Origin of the sequence: Streptomyces tauricus (assembly GCF_014650955.1) — a bacterium.
Taxonomy (GTDB): domain Bacteria; phylum Actinomycetota; class Actinomycetes; order Streptomycetales; family Streptomycetaceae; genus Streptomyces; species Streptomyces tauricus.
In genome coordinates this window covers 1-17,224 of the sequence record NZ_BMVY01000066.1, presented here as the reverse complement: position 1 = coordinate 17,224, position 17,224 = coordinate 1, and the positions used below count along the sequence as shown (strand labels likewise).

Annotated in this window: 18 protein-coding genes and 2 pseudogenes; 9 read left to right on the top strand and 11 right to left on the bottom strand. The window is 66.8% G+C overall.

The genetic code is table 11. The annotated features are described in order from the left end of the window. Positions 1-687 precede the first annotated feature (687 nt). The gene (locus tag IE278_RS40770) at positions 688-1,203 is read left to right on the top strand and encodes a hypothetical protein (protein WP_189780079.1); all 516 of its coding nucleotides are present in this window, start codon (positions 688-690) and stop codon (positions 1,201-1,203) included. Positions 1,204-1,352: 149 nt separating this feature from the next. Here IE278_RS40770 and IE278_RS40765 read toward each other — a convergent pair. The 3 genes and pseudogenes from IE278_RS40765 to IE278_RS40755 form a co-directional block, all read right to left on the bottom strand. After that, positions 1,353-1,529 (bottom strand): annotated as a pseudogene (locus IE278_RS40765) (transposase); the annotation flags it as partial. A 52-nt stretch (positions 1,530-1,581) separates the two neighbouring features. Beyond that, positions 1,582-1,791 carry a DUF6207 family protein gene (locus tag IE278_RS40760; protein WP_189780078.1) on the bottom strand — a complete coding sequence of 70 codons (210 nt, stop codon included), beginning with the start codon at positions 1,789-1,791 and terminating at the stop codon, positions 1,582-1,584. A gap of 132 nt (positions 1,792-1,923) precedes the next feature. Then, positions 1,924-2,580 (bottom strand): HNH endonuclease family protein, encoded by a 657-nt coding sequence (locus IE278_RS40755; RefSeq protein ID WP_189780077.1) that lies wholly within the window; start codon positions 2,578-2,580, stop codon positions 1,924-1,926. Positions 2,581-2,852: 272 nt separating this feature from the next. Here IE278_RS40755 and IE278_RS40750 point away from each other — a divergent pair, with 272 nt between their 5' ends. Genes IE278_RS40750 through tpg form a run of 3 tightly spaced genes read left to right on the top strand, consistent with a single transcriptional unit; the run spans position 2,853 to position 6,048 of the window. Further along, complete coding sequence (locus IE278_RS40750; RefSeq protein ID WP_189780076.1) at positions 2,853-3,239, top strand: hypothetical protein; 387 nt, start codon at positions 2,853-2,855, stop codon at positions 3,237-3,239. 19 nt (positions 3,240-3,258) lie between these two features. Further along, complete coding sequence (tap, locus tag IE278_RS40745; RefSeq protein ID WP_189780075.1) at positions 3,259-5,478, top strand: telomere-associated protein Tap; 2,220 nt, start codon at positions 3,259-3,261, stop codon at positions 5,476-5,478. A 12-nt stretch (positions 5,479-5,490) separates the two neighbouring features. Then, positions 5,491-6,048, top strand: a complete 558-nt coding sequence (gene tpg, locus IE278_RS40740; RefSeq protein ID WP_189780074.1) for a telomere-protecting terminal protein Tpg — start codon at positions 5,491-5,493, stop codon at positions 6,046-6,048. Between the two features lie 206 nt (positions 6,049-6,254). Here the strand turns inward: tpg and IE278_RS40735 are convergent, their stop codons facing one another. Beyond that, positions 6,255-7,541: an endonuclease domain-containing protein gene (locus tag IE278_RS40735; protein ID WP_189780073.1), complete on the bottom strand. Its 1,287-nt coding sequence runs from the start codon at positions 7,539-7,541 to the stop codon at positions 6,255-6,257. Between the two features lie 325 nt (positions 7,542-7,866). Here IE278_RS40735 and IE278_RS42815 point away from each other — a divergent pair, with 325 nt between their 5' ends. Continuing rightward, positions 7,867-8,169 (top strand): hypothetical protein, encoded by a 303-nt coding sequence (locus IE278_RS42815; RefSeq protein WP_246571737.1) that lies wholly within the window; start codon positions 7,867-7,869, stop codon positions 8,167-8,169. Positions 8,170-8,345: 176 nt separating this feature from the next. Here IE278_RS42815 and IE278_RS40720 read toward each other — a convergent pair whose 3' ends face one another. Beyond that, positions 8,346-9,557: a hypothetical protein gene (locus IE278_RS40720; RefSeq protein WP_189780072.1), complete on the bottom strand. Its 1,212-nt coding sequence runs from the start codon at positions 9,555-9,557 to the stop codon at positions 8,346-8,348. A 312-nt stretch (positions 9,558-9,869) separates the two neighbouring features. Here IE278_RS40720 and IE278_RS40715 point away from each other — a divergent pair, with 312 nt between their 5' ends. The 4 genes and pseudogenes from IE278_RS40715 to IE278_RS40705 all read left to right on the top strand — a co-directional run bounded on the left by IE278_RS40715 (position 9,870) and on the right by IE278_RS40705 (position 12,294). Beyond that, positions 9,870-10,016 carry a hypothetical protein gene (locus IE278_RS40715; RefSeq protein ID WP_189780071.1) on the top strand — a complete coding sequence of 49 codons (147 nt, stop codon included), beginning with the start codon at positions 9,870-9,872 and terminating at the stop codon, positions 10,014-10,016. 564 nt (positions 10,017-10,580) lie between these two features. After that, complete coding sequence (locus IE278_RS42810) at positions 10,581-11,267, top strand: replication-relaxation family protein (protein WP_246571734.1); 687 nt, start codon at positions 10,581-10,583, stop codon at positions 11,265-11,267. Next, positions 11,268-11,948: a hypothetical protein gene (locus IE278_RS42805; RefSeq protein ID WP_246571731.1), complete on the top strand. Its 681-nt coding sequence runs from the start codon at positions 11,268-11,270 to the stop codon at positions 11,946-11,948. Positions 11,949-12,037: 89 nt separating this feature from the next. Then, positions 12,038-12,294: pseudogene (locus IE278_RS40705) on the top strand (hypothetical protein). A gap of 159 nt (positions 12,295-12,453) precedes the next feature. Here the strand turns inward: IE278_RS40705 and IE278_RS40700 are convergent. The 6 genes from IE278_RS40700 to IE278_RS40680 form a co-directional block, all read right to left on the bottom strand. Beyond that, positions 12,454-14,283, bottom strand: coding sequence for an SIR2 family protein (locus IE278_RS40700; RefSeq protein WP_189780070.1), 1,830 nt, complete (start codon positions 14,281-14,283; stop codon positions 12,454-12,456). 175 nt (positions 14,284-14,458) lie between these two features. After that, a complete protein-coding gene (locus IE278_RS40695) occupies positions 14,459-14,911 on the bottom strand; it encodes a helicase associated domain-containing protein (RefSeq protein ID WP_444546123.1) in 453 nt (150 codons plus the stop codon). A gap of 15 nt (positions 14,912-14,926) precedes the next feature. Then, a complete protein-coding gene (locus IE278_RS43465; RefSeq protein WP_444546122.1) occupies positions 14,927-15,202 on the bottom strand; it encodes a hypothetical protein in 276 nt (91 codons plus the stop codon). Positions 15,203-15,294: 92 nt separating this feature from the next. Beyond that, a complete protein-coding gene (locus tag IE278_RS40690) occupies positions 15,295-15,480 on the bottom strand; it encodes a hypothetical protein (protein WP_189780069.1) in 186 nt (61 codons plus the stop codon). 185 nt (positions 15,481-15,665) lie between these two features. Further along, the gene (locus IE278_RS40685) at positions 15,666-16,850 is read right to left on the bottom strand and encodes an IS701 family transposase (RefSeq protein ID WP_189780068.1); all 1,185 of its coding nucleotides are present in this window, start codon (positions 16,848-16,850) and stop codon (positions 15,666-15,668) included. Between the two features lie 65 nt (positions 16,851-16,915). Beyond that, on the bottom strand, positions 16,916-17,224 hold a 309-nt coding region (locus IE278_RS40680; RefSeq protein WP_189780067.1), incomplete at its 5' end, for a transposase.

Here is a 17,224-nt window from a genome sequence, read left to right as displayed (position 1 = left end):
GGCGACGTATCACGACACCATGATCCACCAGCGGTGATCATTTGAAGACACTGCCTAGGGCCGCCACCACCCTGGGCGCCGAGGGCCCGGACCAGCTGGCCGCCGTACACGCGTCGGCCGGGATCAGCCAGTGCGGATGAGAGTGCGGGTGCGGGGCTGGCCGGGCGGTGCGGACGGCCGGGTGGGGCACCCTGCGACGCGGAGAAACCCCGTCGGGGGCCTCGTCGTCGCCCGGGGCCGCGGGGAGAGGCTCCGGTGGGAGCTCAGGTATGCGGCGGATACCGCTACTTAGCCACCCGATGCTGCGCCCGGCGGTCTGCCGTGCGCCGCCGGGCCGCGTCGGCACCGTCCTGGAGGCGGGGGAGAGGCGCGCGCATGGATGCCATGGAGCAGGCCCGGTGCCGGACACGGGTCAGCCCGCCACGGAGCGCGGACCGGTTGCTGCTGCTCGACACCGCCGGGCTCGGACGGTGACGTGGGCTGCGGTGCAGGGGTGAGCGATGAGGCTCAGAGGCCGGCCGGTGTACCGCAGGCGTCCATTGGTGTCGTACCTGCCGAGCAACCGTGAGTGCGGAGCCGTCAGCAGGCCGGTGACCGCACCGACGGCAGCCTCAGTCGTCTCCCGCACCTACTGGTGACGAGACAGTATTCGGCAGGGTCCCCTTGCCTGTCTTCTAGGCTGGCGCCATGGACGACGGGCTCGCTCACGAGGAAAGCGCCTTTATCAACTTTCGACGCTACGTCCCCGATCCGAAGCACGGGTTTCGGTGGGTTGACATCAAGCGGCTCGGCTTCTCTGAGGAGTCGGTGGACGATAGAGGGCTGCTTGCCGCGCTGATTGGGCATGAGCAGTTCCGGGACGACTATGCAGGTGGTGGAGTGCTGCCGGACGGGCCCCGGCACGGTCCGTATTGGCTGCGGTTGATCACTCCCGACCTGTACGTGTCCATCAGCCAGGAGAAGGCCGTGCAGAACCTTCGGGAGTGGGTGGATCCGCTCGGGGACGTTCCCGCCGAGCTGGAGGCAGATCTGCAGCGGGAGGTGTTCGCCCGCCTGGCCGCAGCCGATGCGATCTACTACCTCCGCGAGCTCGGTGATGAGGCGATTCATGACTGGGGCCGCGTGCACGACTACTTCCACGAGTTCGTGCTTATCGACCGCTCGGCTGGGCGGGTCACGCTTATCGTCGCCGCAGACGACTGAGGCAACCACTGCGGTGGCTGACATCAGTAGCGGAGCCACAACCCAATCGCCGCAAGAGTGACCGTACCGTGGATGACGCAGGCCCTCTTGTCCGTACCGAGCCGCCACGGCTCTGGAGCCCTTGTGAGCGCGTTGAAGCAACGCTCAACCTCGTTCCTCCCGAAGCGGGTCGGAAGATCTCGCCACGGCAGGCCAGTGCGCCGTAGGAACAGAATCCCGTTGATCACGAACCGATGACACTGTCAACGTCCGCCTCGCCCAACGCTCTTGGGCAGCCTTGGTTCGAGTCGAGCCCATGCGCTATCAGAAAGATCACCCCGCCCCACACCGGACAGAACGACCAGCCGACAGGCCGGTTTCTGACCCATCGAACAGGCCCTAGGTGTCAGGTTGTTGGTGCAGGTCGAGGTAGCAGCGCAGGCGTACGCCGGGCTCGCCGGGTTCCCTCGTGGTGCGGTCCGCGAGTGCGATGGCGCAGTGGGCGGCGAGCAGGTGCTGGAGGGTGAAGGCGGTGGCGTCGTCGGCGGCCGCGATGTCCACCACAGCCAGGCCGGGGCGGGCCACGTGTGCATCGTTGATCGTTTTCATGCCCGGTACGACGTGCCAGCCGCGATGCGGGGTTCTGCTGGCCGGGCGGGTTCACCCGACCGGGTTGGGCCGCCCGCCGGTGCCCGCCGCCTGCCGTGGGCGCGCACCGGCGGGGCCGGTCCGAGAACGTGCCTACGGTGCGCTCTGGTAGTCGACGGTCTCCTGCCCGCAGCCAGCGGCGAGTTCGGCGAGCGCGGCTCGCTCGCGGTCGTCGACGGTCAGCTGCCAGCGGAGCTTGGTCGCCACCCAGTCGGTGGCGTAGGGACAGCGGGCATCGGCGAGCGGGGGCTGCCAGTCGGCGGGGTCCTGGTCACTCTTGGAGCGGTTGCTGCGGGCGGTGACGGCGACCAGACTGCGGTCGGCGTCCAGGTCGTTGGCGTAGGCCTCGCGCCGGGCCGGCGTCCAGGCGTGGGCGCCGGAGTCCCAGGCCTCAGCCAAGGGCACCATGTGATCAATATCCAGGCCGCCCGGCGCGGTCAACGTGACGCCGTCGTAGTACGAATACCACTCACCTCCCACGACTTTGCAGCCCGCTTCGATGGTCGGTTCGACCCGGGATTCGGCGATGAGTACCTCGGCGCGGGTGTTGCAGGAGTCGCGGTCGGCGTCGACCCAGTGCTTGAAGCTGGTGCGCTGGTAGCCGTTGCGGGACTCGGCTGCGGGCGGCAGCAGTTCGATGGCTGCAGCCAGCGGCAGTGGCTCAGCCTGCGCCTCGTGCGCCGAGGCGGGTGCCGCGGAGAAAGGCAGGACAAGGAGGGCGGCAGCGGCGGCCGCAATCTTCGAGAACATGCTCCATTGCTAGCGGCGTACGGCAGCGGCCTGCCCGAACTCCCGCCGTATGTCACTCGAGGGAGGGCAATGGTCGTACCGCACGCCGCCATCGCGCTTCACCTACCTTGTAGACGGCGGCGCCCCGGATGTTGGTCGCTGGGGACGCATCGTGCTGTTCGCTGGCAGGAGGGACAGGCGGGTTCGCGTTCAACGGACAGGAGGCGAAGCGACACGATGTCAATGAAACAACATAGTGTTGTTTCATTGGCTAAATGGGGTAGGGTGGCGTCATGGCACGCGATGTTCGTGAGCAGGCCCGGGATCGCTTGTCCGCGCTCGGTGAGCCGTCCGTGGATGACGCGTCGGCGGCACACGCTTTGCAGCGTGATGTCCTGCTCGTGGCGCGGCTGCTGGCGGCTGCTGCGGACGATCGGCATGACGGCGGGCAGGAACCGGCGGTCACCACGGATGAAATCGGTGCTGCCCTGGGCCTGTTCCAGGATCTGCGTGAGCAGCTCGACCGGCTTGAGACCCAGGTGGTCATCGAGGCACGGCGTCGGGACATGGAATGGCGGCAGATCGCCCGCCACCAGGGCCTGAACTCCTCCCAGGCGGCCTCGCAGCGCTATCAGCGGTTGATGACGCGGCTCGAAGAGATCCGCCAGGGTGTCCGGTGAACGGTAGGAAGACACGCAGATGACGCACCAGCCCGATGAGTTGTTCTCGGCCGTCGACTCCCTCCTCGCCGCGGTCGACGGCGGCACCGTGCTGCCGGCTCCGGCGGAGCGGGTGCGGCTGCGGGAAGCGGCCGGTCTCACTCAGGCGGCCATCGCTCAGGCGCTGGGTGTGCGCGTCCCGAGTATCACCGCGTGGGAGGCGGGCCGGGCGGAACCGAAAGGGGAGCGTCTGGAGGCCTACCGCAGGCTGCTGGAGGGCCTCGCCCACCGCTACCCGACACCCGCCCCGCCCCTCGGGACCGAGCCTCCGGCTCAACCATCCTCCGCGCAAGCTGCACCCACGCGTTCCGGGCCGGGGGACACGCGTCCGCAGACCGTGCCGGTGACCACGAAGCCGGGCGCCGTGCCGCGCTTCGGCCGGGCTGCCCGCCCGGCGAGCAGCGGGACACCGTCCCTCCGGCGGCCGACCGCGAAGACGGCCGGGTCCGCCTCGGCCGAGGCTGTTGACGACCCGCGCTTTGCCAACGGCCCGATCGCGGTCATCGACATCGACGACGGCCAGGTGCTGGCGTACTGCGTGGGCGGTGTGGTGCTGGACGTGCCCGCCAAGTCGATCCCCTCCCTGGTCGACTGGGCCCTTACCCAGGCGCAGTTGGGGCAGCCGAAGCTGTCCGGTCCGGGCAAGCCGGCCGATCCGCTGCTCGTTCTGACCGAGGCCGCGCTGGAGCGCTACGGCCTGCCGGTCGCCCTCACCGACGAGGAGCGCCTCGCCGGACGGCTGCCGGAGGGCCACAAGGTCATCAAGCAGCTGGCGCGTGCGGAGTGGAAGCTGACCAAGCGCGGCCTCGGGCCGTGGGCGCGGATCTACCGGCCCGCGCAGGACTCGGGGCGCTCCTGCGTGCAGCTGTGCATCCCCTCCTGGCAGGCCCTCGACACCCGCCACTGGGGCCAGGCCGACCGGCTCCCGCCCGCCGAGCTCGCCCAACTGCTGGGCACCTACGCGACCCGGGTGATGACACCGCGCGGCTCCACCGCCGTGACCGGTCTGGAGCTGATGACCGCCCTGCACCCGCCGACCCGCGCTTCCGCGCCCGACGCCGACGGCAAACGGCACTCCGAACACAATCCCGGCAGCCTGGGGAAGGACCCCGTGGAGTGCGCCCCTTGCGAGGCTCCTGACGGACACCCCGTCCTCAAGGATCTGCCGCGTTTCCATGTGCGCGGCCCCGGCGAGAAGCTGTTCGAGGAGGCGTACGACTGGGCGCGGCCGCTCACCGACGCCGAATGCATGAAGCGGCACCTGGTCGGCATCGACGTGAACATGGCGTTCGCCGCCGGCGCTAACGGCCTGACCGTCGGCCTCGGTGCGCCGACCCACGTCACGCAGCCGGTGTTCGACCCGAAACTGCCCGGCTCCTGGCTCGTCGACCTCTCCCACGCCGACCTGTCCCGGGTGAAGGTCGGCAAGGACAAGTGGGCGGACCTGGAGGCCAGTTTGCTGCCCAGCCCGTTCACGCCGAAGGGCGAGCACCCGACGGGCCCTGCCTGGTACGCGACTCCCACCGTCGCCTACGCGGTGGAACTCGGCTACGACGTCGCGCCCATCGAGGCATACGTCCGGTACGACAACGGCCGCTACCTGGACGCCTGGTACAACCGGCTGCGCGACGCCTACCTCGCCACGATGGCCGACCTGGGCGTCCCCGCGGACGTGCCACCGGAAGAGTTCCTGGCGGCGATGGACGGCTACCGGCAGCGCGACCCGCACCTCACGATCGTGGTGTCCGCGATCAAAGCCACGGTCAAGGGCGGCCTGGGCAAGCTGCGCGAACGCCCGCGCGGTGAGGGCTGGAAGCCCGGTCAGCCGTGGCGGGCCCTGGCCCGCCCGACGTGGCGCCCCGACATCCGCGCCGCGGTCATTGCCCGCACCCGCACCAACATGCACCGAAAGATCGTCAAGCACGCCGCCTTCACCGGCCAGTACCCGGTCGCGATCCTCTCCGACTGCGCCGTCTACGCGGCCGACGGCGAAAGCCCCCTGAACTTCTTGCCCTACCGCGAGGGCAAACCGCTGCCCGGCGGCTTCAAACTCGGCGTGAACCCAGGCCTGGTCAAACACGAGGGCACCCAGAGCGTGCTGTGGGGCGAAGGCGTCCGCGAACAGTTCGATGCCCCCGAACTCAACCTCGCCCGGTACATCAAGGACGGCACCGTCACCGACGCCGACAGCGGAGAGTAGGAGAAGGCGACGATGAGCCTGATCGGGGACGGCCTGGACGCCGCGGTGCAAAAAGCGTTCACCCGCCCGGCGCCCAAGACCGCGGGCCCGCAGATGCGGTACCTGGTCAAGCAACTGGGCGGCACCAAGGCCGCCGCGCAAATGCTGCGGGTCTCCCAGCGCACCGTCGAGCGGTACGTGAAGGACCAGATCAAAAAGCCCCGCCCTGGCCTCGCCGCGCGCTTGGAGCGCGAGGTGAAGAAGCGCTGGCAGCCGCAGATCCGCGCCAGGGCCCGGCAGAAAGCGGCGTCCACGGGCGGCATCGTCATCGACACCCGCGCACGCCTCGGCTACACCGCGCCGATCGGGTCCACGGACCAGGACCGTATCCGGCACCTGACCGTCGCCCTGCCCCCCGTCCACGCCGCCCGCCTCTTCGACGCCCAGGAAGCCGGCGAGAGCGACGACCGCCTGCGGGAGATCGCGGCCGAAGCCCTCAAAGAGGTGTACTTCCAGGACGGCGGACGCCGTGCCGGCAGCCTGGAAGAAGTCCGGTTCACGGACATCGAGCACCTCGAGTTCGACCTGTAGGTCCCCCAATAGCAAGGGCCCAACCACTTTCTAGGTTCGAGCTCTTGCTACTGTTCCTGGCTTTGCCGAGCGTTCTCTGACACAGGATTGTCGGACTCCGCTCATATGCTGCGGCCCGTTGAGTCGGAACGTTGACAAGCCGATCAGCCTTTGGGCCCGGGCCAGTTGGCCCGGGCCCGCTCACGTATCCGCAAAGGACCCGACGCTCACGCAAGCAATGTTGTATCCGACTCGGCACGCGCGGCCGGCACTACGGGGTCCGGCAGTGCTTCGGTGAGCGCTTGGTCGACGAAGTCCCGCACGAGCGCGAAGGTGTCGGGCACCGGGACGTCCTTTGTCCACGTCTGGCTGTGCCACAAGCACTTCAGCTCGAAGAGGTGTGCGCCGTGGGCAAGTTCCACATACGTAACCCACATCTGGCGCCGGCATCGGCGACTGCGGTGATGGTGGTACTCGGTCGCCTCCAGGTGTTTCTGGGCGATAGCTACGTAGTACCGGCCGGGCAGGGTCCGCCGTTCCAGGCAGCCGCGGCACTCCAACAGATGCAGCACGGCCCCCTCTTTGCCTTCAAGGAAGCTGTGCGGAGAGCTCTTGCCCTCGAAAGTGTTGCAGCTGCCGCATAGAGGCCCGCGCAGAAAGCCGTGATCATGGCAGTGATCCCAAACCGATGCCCGGGTCTCAGCGCACAGGCGGCACAGGTAGCTGTCGGCGCGGATTCCTCGGACACGGGGCGAGTCGTACAGCACCCCGCGCAGGTGACCGGTGTACCGCTGGAAGGCGGCTCCCGAGCATGGCGGGCACAGGGTGACGTAGCCGACCGTGCTCGGCGTACGCCAGCTACCCCAGCGCGGGCCTTGGCCTCCGCAGCCCTTGCAGATCCGCGCGCCAGCGACCAGGTCCTCTTGCACCTGCTCCCAGCGGTCCAGGAGTTCGGCGTAAGCCCTCGGCAGGAACATGCTGCCGCCGGAGAAGGTCATCAGCTCCAGCGGCCGGGTGTTGGCGATGTTCTCCCGCAGCCGGATTCCGGTGCGCGCCCCGACGAATTCGTTCCAGGTCAGCTCGCCGGGCAGCCCGCTGACGCCGATGCGCTTCCAGCTGTCGTTCCACTCTTCGTAGGAACGTCCTTCCTGGTGCTTTCGGCGGGCTTGCCAGAACATCCAGGACGCGATCGACTGTCGCCAGTCGGCCCGGCCCCAGTCTTCTGAGTCTCTTTCGTCGTGGTCGCGGTAGGCGGGCAGCCGCACCTCCACGACGTCGTCGACGTCCAGGCGGAAGTCCGCGAACGCCTGAGCGGCGCGGCGGATGTCGCGTTCGTCGTACGTCCACTTCGACTTGTTCTTGTAGCACCGCAGTGCGATGTCGCCGATGACGACATGGTTGTGACGGCGCAGGTTCACCATGTTCATGAGGTCATCCAAGTCCAGCGGGACGGCTGAGCCGGCGGAGATCTCCGTGAAGTAGGTGAGGGCAAGTTTGGGGCTGATCTGGGCCATGGCCGGATGATGGCAGCGGGGTCTGACAACATCCGCCCCAAATGAGAATGCACGCACGGTTTTTCGCACGATTGTCCGACATTGGGTCTCCTCTGTCGGAGAGACGGTAGTACCCGCTGATCTGCTTTCTCACGCTCCGCAGTAGGCGTCGACAGGTGAGCGGATCAGTCGACTCGCCACCCGACGCCAGCAGCACACGAACGAGACCTACCAACAGGCTCGTAATCTGCTTCGCTCTGGACGGCCGCCCATCCCGATCCAGCCGCTCTACGCGCCCGCGGCTGGACCGTCCACCCCTGCGGACAGGGGCACCTACCCGCCCGCCGTGCGCGACGCCCTGCACCGAACCCGCTCCGCCTTGAGGCAGTTCCCCGACTTGATCGCCGCCCGCGGCGCCGACCTCGTCACCATCGACGCCAAAGACCGCATGCCCAGCACCTACACCGACCGCTACCCGGACGCTGCCATGTCCGTCGTTATCGGCGACCCGGTCCCCTGCACCGCCGTCGCCGTCAACATCACCCAGCTCCAGGCCGCCCGCTTCGACGGAGCGAAACTCATGGGCCCCGTGGACGCCGCCGCCATGGCCCGCGTCGACCAGGCCCTGCGAGCGGTCCTGGACCTGTAGCTGCTTGTGTCGAGCTACGTGGGCTCGGACGCGCTGCTTGATGGGTCAAATGTTCCAGGTGGTTGCCAGACATCGGTACGGGGGAGCGATAAGTGTCGTGTGCCCGCATTCCCCCGAAAATCTAGGCGGGGCAAGTACGAGAGTGCCGTTCTCCCTTGATGTGCGTTCTGCGCTCTTCATGGAGAAATGACGGGCACTGCCCAGTAATAAAGTTCAGGATTCGCGCGCTTGCGGTCATTGCGCCCGGCCCGCACGTCACACTTGATGCTCTTGTTTATTTTCTCTCCCCAGCAAGTTGAGGTGAAGGAGGAGTCAGGAGACGGCATGAATTCGAATAGCTGAGAGGGGGCGGCAGGGTAGCCATCGGTGCGGAAGAGGGGGCTCTTCAGCGTGCGCACTTTATTCTCCCCAGAGTCGATGTAGGAAACTTTGAGATCCCAGCGGCATTGCCGATTGGCCGCCATTACATCCAAATTTGCGGCCCATGAGGCTTGCCCATTACCCAGCTCGACGAACTTATTGGAAAAATATGGGTGGCTCTTCCTTCCCTTGATTTCCATTAGGGGTGCATCTGCCCCGATGTTCACCAAGTCAACCGTGACCCCGTCAACCATTCCACCGCCCTGCGGAGGCAGGTGAACAACGGCTGAGACGGTGGTCTGCGAGCATTTCAATTTCGTCACGTTTATGTCGCGGATAGTCACAGATCCCGAACGTGAACTTTGCAGCGTCAATTGAAGAGGGTGCAGCATCCTATCCACCGGATCATCTCCGATGAATCCCCCCGATAGCATGACAGAAGGCTTCTCGTGAAAGGAAGTGAGGAGCTTCCTGATGAAGGTTTCGGACGCCCGCTGATCTGTTAGGTCGGTCTTTCCCAGGCGCGCCAGCTCCTCTTGCTCTTTTTGCGTGAAGGGTTCTTCGAATAGAAGGACAGCGCCTGCGGAGGTGAGGATATCTTGCACCTTGGTGCGCGTAGCCACAGTCATGGTGAAGGGAGGCTTCTTGGCGTTCAAAGCGTCATTTGCGGCTTCCTCTGCAGAAGCGTTCGCGTTCATGGTGAGCAGGTTGAAACCGAACTGAAAATAACTTGCAGTCAGGGCGATTGCGAAGCATAAAGCCAGGCCTAAAAGAATTACTTTCCAGCGATTTCTTCTGTCGGCTCCCTTGAATCCGGGAATTCTGCTGTCGATCAGCTCGACTATGGGTGAGGCGCTGGGAGTCGAAGGTTCTTGTGTATTTAGGGGCTCTTGTTCAGGCGTCGCTGAATCCGATTCTCGTGATACATCTGCCGCGGAGGTCTGCTGCGCAGGCTGACCTTCTCCGGACGCTGCTTGTGCTGATGGAACATCCTGCGACATTTCGGGCGTGTCTTCGTTTCCCGACATTATTTCCCCCTGGATGCAATTCGACTATTTCCGTGAGCGTTGGGGCAACAGTCCTGCCTGCGCGCTCCGTATTCCGTATCCACCGCATCGTAGGCGCGTTGGCGGGGGCATCGGAACACAGTGAGCGTCGCGCATCGCGAAGTGACCGAAGACGCGGATGCCCGAGGTTGGGCAGCGACAAGGCCGCGAACGTTGTCGGAAAGACAGCTACCGCCGTCGACTTGGGCTACTCAGCAGGAGGCTATGTCGGAGGGGCCGCGATCGGCGGATGGGACTGGAGCTGACCATCTGCGAACAAGAAGGGGCGCAAGCGTGGAGAACCTCAACCTAGCCGCTGGAGGCAGCAGCTTCTGGCCTACCGGCGTCGTGATGCTCGTCGTCATCACCGTCATCGTGGTGCTGATCGGTATCTGGCGAAGCCACAACGCCAAAAAGGGAACCGGGGGATCAGGAAAGTAGCAATAGAGATGGTCCCAAGCTGCAACAGGGCTCTGCTCAGTAGGTGACAACACTGTTCCCCGCACCCAACAACGGGTGCGGGGAACAGTGTTGTCGCAGAAGAGAGCGTCTCCCCGGACAGGCCCGGCCTCTCGGGGCCGGTGGAGGACGCCAACGTACAAGGGAGAGACCGGGGATGATGAGCGCCCACAGGCACCCGCCGTACCCTGACCGCACCGCCGACCGGCGAACCGCGAGTCCCATGCCGGTAGGGCTGGCTGGCCGGGCAGGTCGCCGCAGTTTCCTGCCGCCGGCGCTTGCGATCCCACTGCCGTGCCCACTTCCGTGCCCGGCCCGGGCGCTGATCGCATTTGCCCAGCCCACCACGGCTTTTGGGGGCGGCGGCGCGTCGTCACAACCCTCTTCTCTCCTCCACTCACTGACCAAGCCCTGGGAAATAGGTGGGGGTGGGGTGTCAGGGGTGGAGGCGATCATCGGGTTCAGGGCGCACCTGGTGCCCTCTGCGGCCGGGCGGGGCCGGCGCCCGACCGGTGGCCGGTCGCGACGAACGGGAGGGCGGGGCTGATGGCGAAGCGCAAGACGAACGAGGCGGGATCGTCGACCGGACTGCGCACAGATGTGCTGCGCGCGCTCGGGGTGCTCAAGGCCGCGACGGCCGATCAGATCCAGCGGTTGTCCTCACCGCACCTGACCTACCGGCACACCACGAAGAAGACGGCGGCTGTGCGGAAGGAGGCGCGCACCGCCTCCCATCGCGGTGCGCTCAACGACCTGCGCCGGCACGGCTTGTCCGTCGACGGTGGCCGCACCCGTGGGAGAGAGGAGGTGCGCCTGCTCACCAAGGACGGACTGGCCGCAGCCGGAGTCGAGTTGGACCGGGGGCCGGAGGAGATGGGCGGCATGCCCAAGAGTGCGGGCCGCTCGGGTGCCTCGCACGCGATGACGGTCAACGAGGCGGTGATCGCGATGATCCGCCCGAAGCCCGACCTGGACCTGGTGGCCGGTGAGCCGGCCGAAGCCATAGCGGCCGCCCAGGCCGTCGTGGAAGCGCCCAACGGGATCGGCACCATCACCTCCTACGCTACCGAGGTCGCTCTCCCGGCGACCGGCACCTGGAAGAACCCCGGCGTGGGATGCGCGTGGGCCGACATCGTCCTCACCGCTCCGGAGGCCGGGCTGCCGCTGTTGTTCATCGAGGCCGACAACTGCACCGAGGAGGCGCCGATCATCGCGGCGAAGTTCGACAAGTAGATGCGCCACTTCCACCGCACGGTGAAGGACACCGATGGCCAGGACAAGCCGATGTGGCGCACCCGCTGGTCCGCGCCCGAGCCCCGGTGGGGCGATGCGCCGCACCCACCGGTCCTGCTCGTCTTCCACCAGGTCGGCAAGCGGTCCGCGCTGAAGCAGATGGAGCGGGTCGCCGAACTCACCCGCGAGCACTGGCAGGGCCAGTGGGCCGAAGGCGGGTTCCGCATCTACAACGGGAAGATGCCGATCGTGGCGACCACACTGGAACTGCTGCGCGAACACGGCCCGGCCGGGCCCGCGTTCCGGCGCTTCGGCCGCGACGTCGACCAGAACCTCTGGGACGCGATCGGCAACCCTCGCCGCGACGCCGCCCTCGCCCGCCGCGCCGAAGAACGGCGGCTTCGCCTGGCGCGGGAAGCCGCCGAACGGGAGGCGCAGCGACCGGTGTGCGGGGACTGCGGGACCAAGTTCACCGACGACCGCTGGCACGCCAGCACCAGGATCGACTGGGGCTATGGGGACAGCCACCCGCACCTGTGCGACGACTGCAAGGCGCGCGTGCTCGAGGCGGAGCGGCAGGTGGAACAGGTTGAACGTGAGCGCCAGGAGCAGGAACGCCAGGAGGTGGAAGAGGCACAGGACTCGAAGGCCGGCCGCTGGCTCGGACGCTGGCGTAGCTGATCCCGGCACACCACCCCGGCAGCGCGGGGGCTTGCCCAGGTGGTCCTGGGCAAGCCCCGTTGTCGGTGGCGGCTGCGAGGCTGGACGGCATGGACAGCGACGATGAGCAGCTGCTGCGCGGCCGGATCTACGGAGCCGACCACGACCACCCAGGCCCGAAGCCGGGACGCAGCTACGCCGAACTCGTGGGCGGACCACTGGACGGACTGCTGCTCGACACCACCGGCTGGAGGCCGGAGGAGATCGACGACGGCGTCTCCCTCGCCATGGCCCCGGCGGCCGGGCGCTGTACGACCCGCGCCCCGGCGACCCGGCCCGCTGGGACTGGGGTGGCGACAGCCCCTGACAGCCAGCCACTCGGTCGGGTGAAGACACCGCCGCGGCGGAACCCTCCCTGGCCGACCGGGCGTAGTGCCGTACATGGACCCGATCAGGGATGCGAGCTCACACACACGACCTTGAGGTGGGCATCACACCGTTGAGGCAACGTCGTGGTGGGTGGGCATCACCACCTTCTGCCGTGCTGGCTCCTCCATTTGGTGAGCGCGGCGAGGGCCTTCTGGGCGCGGGGGAGTTGTCCTTCGAAGGCGCCGGCGCGTAGGAGCGGCCAGGTGTCGGTGAGTTCCTCCTTGATGACGGTAGCGAGGCCGCTGTCGTCGTAGCCCCATGCGGAGTTGAGGAAGAACTCACCGGCCCAGGGGTAAGCGAAGAATTCGCTGTCGGTGTCCATGGCGACCATGGAGGCCAGGAACTCGAACCGGGTGCAGGCTTCGCTGTAAGCGGTGTCGCTGGGCTCGATGAGCCGGAAGGGCTCGCGCAGGGTCGTCTTCAGCCAGTTGCTCTGAGGGTAGAGAAACCTGCCCCCGTTTGAGGATGGGTGCATGTCGTGCATGCCATCGGCGATGAGGATGTGGTTGGGGTTGAGGCACCAAGCTGGCCCCAGGCGGGGGTGGCCGGAGTTCGGCAGTGCCCACTCCGGGTGGTAGAGGATGGTGGCCAGCAGTTCCTCGCGGCGATCGAGAACGGCGGCGACGCCGATCGTCCAGGTGGCCAGGAGCGCCGGAAGGTGGCGCAGCTTCTCCAAGTACTCGTTGAAGGTACCTGGTGAGGTGTCGCGCAGTCGGAGAAGGCGCTCGATGGCACGCCGCCATACGTGGTCGTGGGTGCCATCGTCGTGGAAAACGCCGTTAGACAGCAGGTGCAGCAGGGTGTCGCTATCGGCCCGGTAGCCGCGGACGTTGGATCCGAACGTGTCGGCCCAGGCATCGGACGTGGCATGTACCGGCCTGTGCTCGGGCGTACTGCGGCCTACGATCTGGGAGACGGCCTGGTCGACGAGGTCGAACAGCTCGATGCGGCGCAGAGGGTCGGGCAATGCCCGTTTGAGCTGCACGACGGCGACATCCCGTGTGATGGGAGCGACGGTGAGGCGGTCAAGGGCTTCGACGCGGCGCACAAGGTCGGTGAAGAGCTCATCCGCGCTCTTTCCGTCGATCACCACCGCGTCGTGCTGAGCGGTGAGAGACAGGGCGGCGTCGCTGAACCGGCCATACTGCGACCAGAACAGCGGATACCGGCGAGACCGGGTTCCCTCGATGGCCCGGACGAGCGCCTTGTCCCAGTCGGCAGACCAGCCGCACACGATCAGCCCGTAATCGTCCAGCACCTGTTCCAACAGCTGCTGGAGCTCGGTGGGGTACGTCTCCAACTCATCGACGGTATTGCGCTGCTCCAGGTCGGCGTAGTCGCCGTGCAGCTTGATCACGGTGACCTGGCTGTGAGCGAGCGGCTTGATGCCTTTGATCTGGTCCGGACGACTCACCACCTGCGGTGAGATGCCGACCTCCTGCAGTGCCCGCTCGGTCAGCCGGTCGAAGTTGGTGGTGAGAATTACCCGGATGTTGCCCCGCTTGACCATCTGGGCGATGGCTCGGTGCGCCGCGGTCGGGCCCTTGCTGTCCTCCTGGCCCTCCTCCGGCTCGAAATACTCCGCGAGCATCGCCTGCCGGGAGGCTGGCATCGGCGCTACGGCAGCCAGCAGGGCCGAGTAGCCAAGTGGCTCACTGGTGTTGGCCTCCCACCACTTTTCGGGGTCGGCCATGGCCTCGGTCCGGGCGTCGGGGTTATCGGGGTCACGGGCGACCGCGACCTTCCCCACGATGTCCTGCACCACTCCCCAGCCGGTCTTCACTCCAGAGGCGAACGAGACGCCGGCACCCAGCAGCAGCGCATATACGCCCGGACTCGAATGGACGTTCAATGCCATGGCCATCGGAGGCTCGATCAGTCCTGCGGCCGGGATCGTGACCGGTCCGGTCGCATTGTCGCTTGCCATGTGAATGCCTCTTTCTGCCGATGATTCGCCCGGACGACGAAGACTCATCAGTTCTCACAACAGGGTAGCGAAGTAATCGTCACTATGACGAGAACGAGAATCGTTCGCCTTGTGTGATGTGAACCACAAAGTTCCGTCTTAACTCTGTGTGAACCCTCGTGGTTCACATCAGGATTCACGACCACCGCATGCCGATCACGGACAGCTGCTCCATTCGCTCTGGTGTCAGTGTCGTAGCTCGGCTGCGCTGGTTCCCGATCCATGCCCCGAGCCGATGCTCCCGTTCCTCCTGGTTCTCGTCGACGATCCGTTCGATGTGTTTCCTCGGGACCTGCAGGTGGCCTTCGCGCTCGTAGAACTGCTTGGCGGCCTCGTAGTTCATCGCCCACTTGTCGGACTGCGTGCAGCGCGGCGGCGGCTTCTCGTCCGCGGTCGCGGGCTCGATCCCGAGGACCTGCTCGCACATCCACTGCTGCACAGCGGTGAGCTTGTCGAAGCCGAGCCGCTGAACACGTACCCACCGTCCGAGGTCCTCGCCTTGGCGCACGACGTCCCCCGGCCCGGTCGGCAGCGAGCCGCCTTCGTCCAGGTGCTGCCGGGATAGGTGGAACGCGTGCTGCCACTCCACGGGCCACGTCGAGCACTACGACGCGTCGATCTCCTCCAGCTGCTCGCGTCGGTCGTCGGACAGGGCGCCGACCGATGACTCCACGGGGAGCCCCTCGGCACGCCGCTGCTCGATCTCAGCGGCCCTTCGCGTGGCGGCCCGGACGTTCTTCAGGAAGATCCAGACCTTCGCGGCCTGGTAGGTGGCGTCCAGCGGGGCAAGCGCGGGCCCGCGCTGCGCTTCAACACGGCCCCCGGTTTCCGGACGGACTCGGACGGCACGGTAGAGCCCATGGACCACGACATCCTGCACATGTATACGACCCGCCGTTGAGACCGCATGGTGAGGGGCCCGGCAGAATTCTGCCGGGCCCCTCACCATGCGGTCTCAGGCGATGTTGGCCGTCAGCTAATGGCGTCCACATGCCGTGCCCAGGAGTCGATCCAGGCGGAGTGCTCCGGGCTGCCGGCGACCCGTGGGAAGTCGAAGCCCTCGCCCCCGACGAACTCCAGCGCCTGGTCCTCGCCGCCGTCGACCCGTACATCGACCGCGACGTCCTCGCCGACCAACTGGCCCGCGAGGAACAGCAACGCCGCGTCCTAGCCGCCTTTAGTACTGCAACGGTGCTTGTTCTGAGTGCTGGGCAGTTTTTAGGGGCTGTGTCCGCGTCGTTTGTAGTGGCTGATGCGGGCCTGATATTGGCGTCGTCGGCGCCACGTTGACCACTGCAGAATGTGCTCGATCGGTACTGGCCGGCGGTCGGTGAGGCGGTGGATCAGGCGTCGGATCTCGGCGAGGCTGAGGTGGATGAGCTGGGAGGATCCGTTTCTGCTTTGTCCGTGTCCAGCTGTCGGGCCCGCAGGACGGTCAGGCAGGCGTGGGCGGCCATGGCCAGGGTCATGTGGCGGTGCCAGCCGGGATAGCGGCGGACCTGGTAGTCATCCAGCCCGCACTCCTGCTTCGCGGTCTGGAAGCACTCCTCGACAGCCCAGCGGCTGCCCGCGATGCGGATCAACTCGTCCAGCGTCGTGCCGGCGGGGCAGTAGGCGGTGTAGTAGGAGATCTCCTTGGGCCTGCTCACGCTGCGGCGGGCGAGAACCCAGTGACGGCGGTCCTCGCGGTGCCAGGGCCGCACCTCGACACGGGCCCAGTCGAAGATCCGCCGGCCGTGGGCGCCCTGCCCGCAGGAACGGCGTTTCCACTTCTGCCGCGGCAGGCCGGGAAACAGCTCGTGCACGGGGTGATCGATGGACCAGCGGGTGACGACCGTGTCGTGCCGGGTGGTGGCCATGACGTGGAAGACGTCGGCCTGTTCCAGCTCGAAGCGCCAGCCCTTGCTGTAGCCGTAGGCGGCGTCCGCCGTCACCCAGCCGAACGGGACGCGGTCCGCGATGGCCCGGCGGACCATCGCCTTGGCCATCGCCACCTTCGTCTCGAAACCGACCGCGTCGTCGATGCCGGCCCGGCGGCAGCGGTCCCGGTCGTCCGTCCAGGACGTGGGCAGATACAACCGCCGGTCGATCAACGTGCGCCCTCGACTCGTGGCATAGGCGAGGAAGACGCCGATCTGGCAGTTCTCGGTGCGTCCCGCGGTGCCGGAGTACTGCCGCTGGACGCCGGCCGAACGAATGCCCTTCTTCAGGAAACCGGTGTCATCGACGATCAGGACGGCATCCCGGTCACCGAGGTGTTCCACGACGTAGTCGCGCACGTCGTCCAGGACCTCGTCGGCGTCCCACTCGATCCGGTTCAGCAACCGGTGGATGCGATCGGGGCCCGCGTGTCCGGCCTCCTCCGCCAGCGTCCAGCCGTTCTTGCGCTGCAGCGGCGCAACCAGCCCCCGCATGTAAGCCAGCGCCGACTGACGCGGCTCCTCCCGGTTGAACCTGTGCACGAACCGCCCGTGCAACACGTCCAGTTCACCCGCCCACAACCTGACACCTTCAAGGTCCCCACCCATAACCACACCAACGACCGAGCTGGCCAGCAGTCACGGCAAGCACCGTTGCAGTATTAGAAGCCATCTCATTTGGTGAGTCTGCGGTAGCAGATGAGGGTGCAGGCGATGCTGGTAAAGGCCAGGAAGTGGTCGGCTTTGCGTTCGTAGCGGCGGTGCAGGCGTCGGCATCCGGCGAGCCAGGACATGGTGCGTTCGATGGTCCAACGGTGGCGGCCGAGCCGTTGCGAAGTCTCGATGCCTCTGCGGGCGATGCGGTGCCGGATCCCTCGGCCGGATAACCATCGCCGCAGGTGGTTGTAGTCGTAACCCTTTTCGGCGTGGAGCTTGTGGGGCCTGCGCCGCCGGGGTCCCCGGCGGGATCGGATCGGCGGTAT

What these genes read in the sequence shown, in the direction of transcription:
- IE278_RS42805 (WP_246571731.1), top strand. Translation starts at nt 11,268, where the DNA reads ATGCGCCACTTCCACCGCACGGTGAAGGACACCGATGGCCAGGACAAG.
- IE278_RS40755 (WP_189780077.1), bottom strand. Translation starts at nt 2,580, where the DNA reads ATGTTCTCGAAGATTGCGGCCGCCGCTGCCGCCCTCCTTGTCCTGCCT.
- IE278_RS40750 (WP_189780076.1), top strand. Translation starts at nt 2,853, where the DNA reads ATGGCACGCGATGTTCGTGAGCAGGCCCGGGATCGCTTGTCCGCGCTC.
- IE278_RS40735 (WP_189780073.1), bottom strand. Translation starts at nt 7,541, where the DNA reads ATGGCCCAGATCAGCCCCAAACTTGCCCTCACCTACTTCACGGAGATC.
- IE278_RS40685 (WP_189780068.1), bottom strand. Translation starts at nt 16,850, where the DNA reads ATGGGTGGGGACCTTGAAGGTGTCAGGTTGTGGGCGGGTGAACTGGAC.
- IE278_RS40720 (WP_189780072.1), bottom strand. Translation starts at nt 9,557, where the DNA reads ATGTCGGGAAACGAAGACACGCCCGAAATGTCGCAGGATGTTCCATCA.
- IE278_RS42810 (WP_246571734.1), top strand. Translation starts at nt 10,581, where the DNA reads ATGGCGAAGCGCAAGACGAACGAGGCGGGATCGTCGACCGGACTGCGC.
- tap (WP_189780075.1), top strand. Translation starts at nt 3,259, where the DNA reads ATGACGCACCAGCCCGATGAGTTGTTCTCGGCCGTCGACTCCCTCCTC.
- IE278_RS40760 (WP_189780078.1), bottom strand. Translation starts at nt 1,791, where the DNA reads ATGAAAACGATCAACGATGCACACGTGGCCCGCCCCGGCCTGGCTGTG.
- tpg (WP_189780074.1), top strand. Translation starts at nt 5,491, where the DNA reads ATGAGCCTGATCGGGGACGGCCTGGACGCCGCGGTGCAAAAAGCGTTC.
- IE278_RS40700 (WP_189780070.1), bottom strand. Translation starts at nt 14,283, where the DNA reads ATGGCAAGCGACAATGCGACCGGACCGGTCACGATCCCGGCCGCAGGA.
- IE278_RS40770 (WP_189780079.1), top strand. Translation starts at nt 688, where the DNA reads ATGGACGACGGGCTCGCTCACGAGGAAAGCGCCTTTATCAACTTTCGA.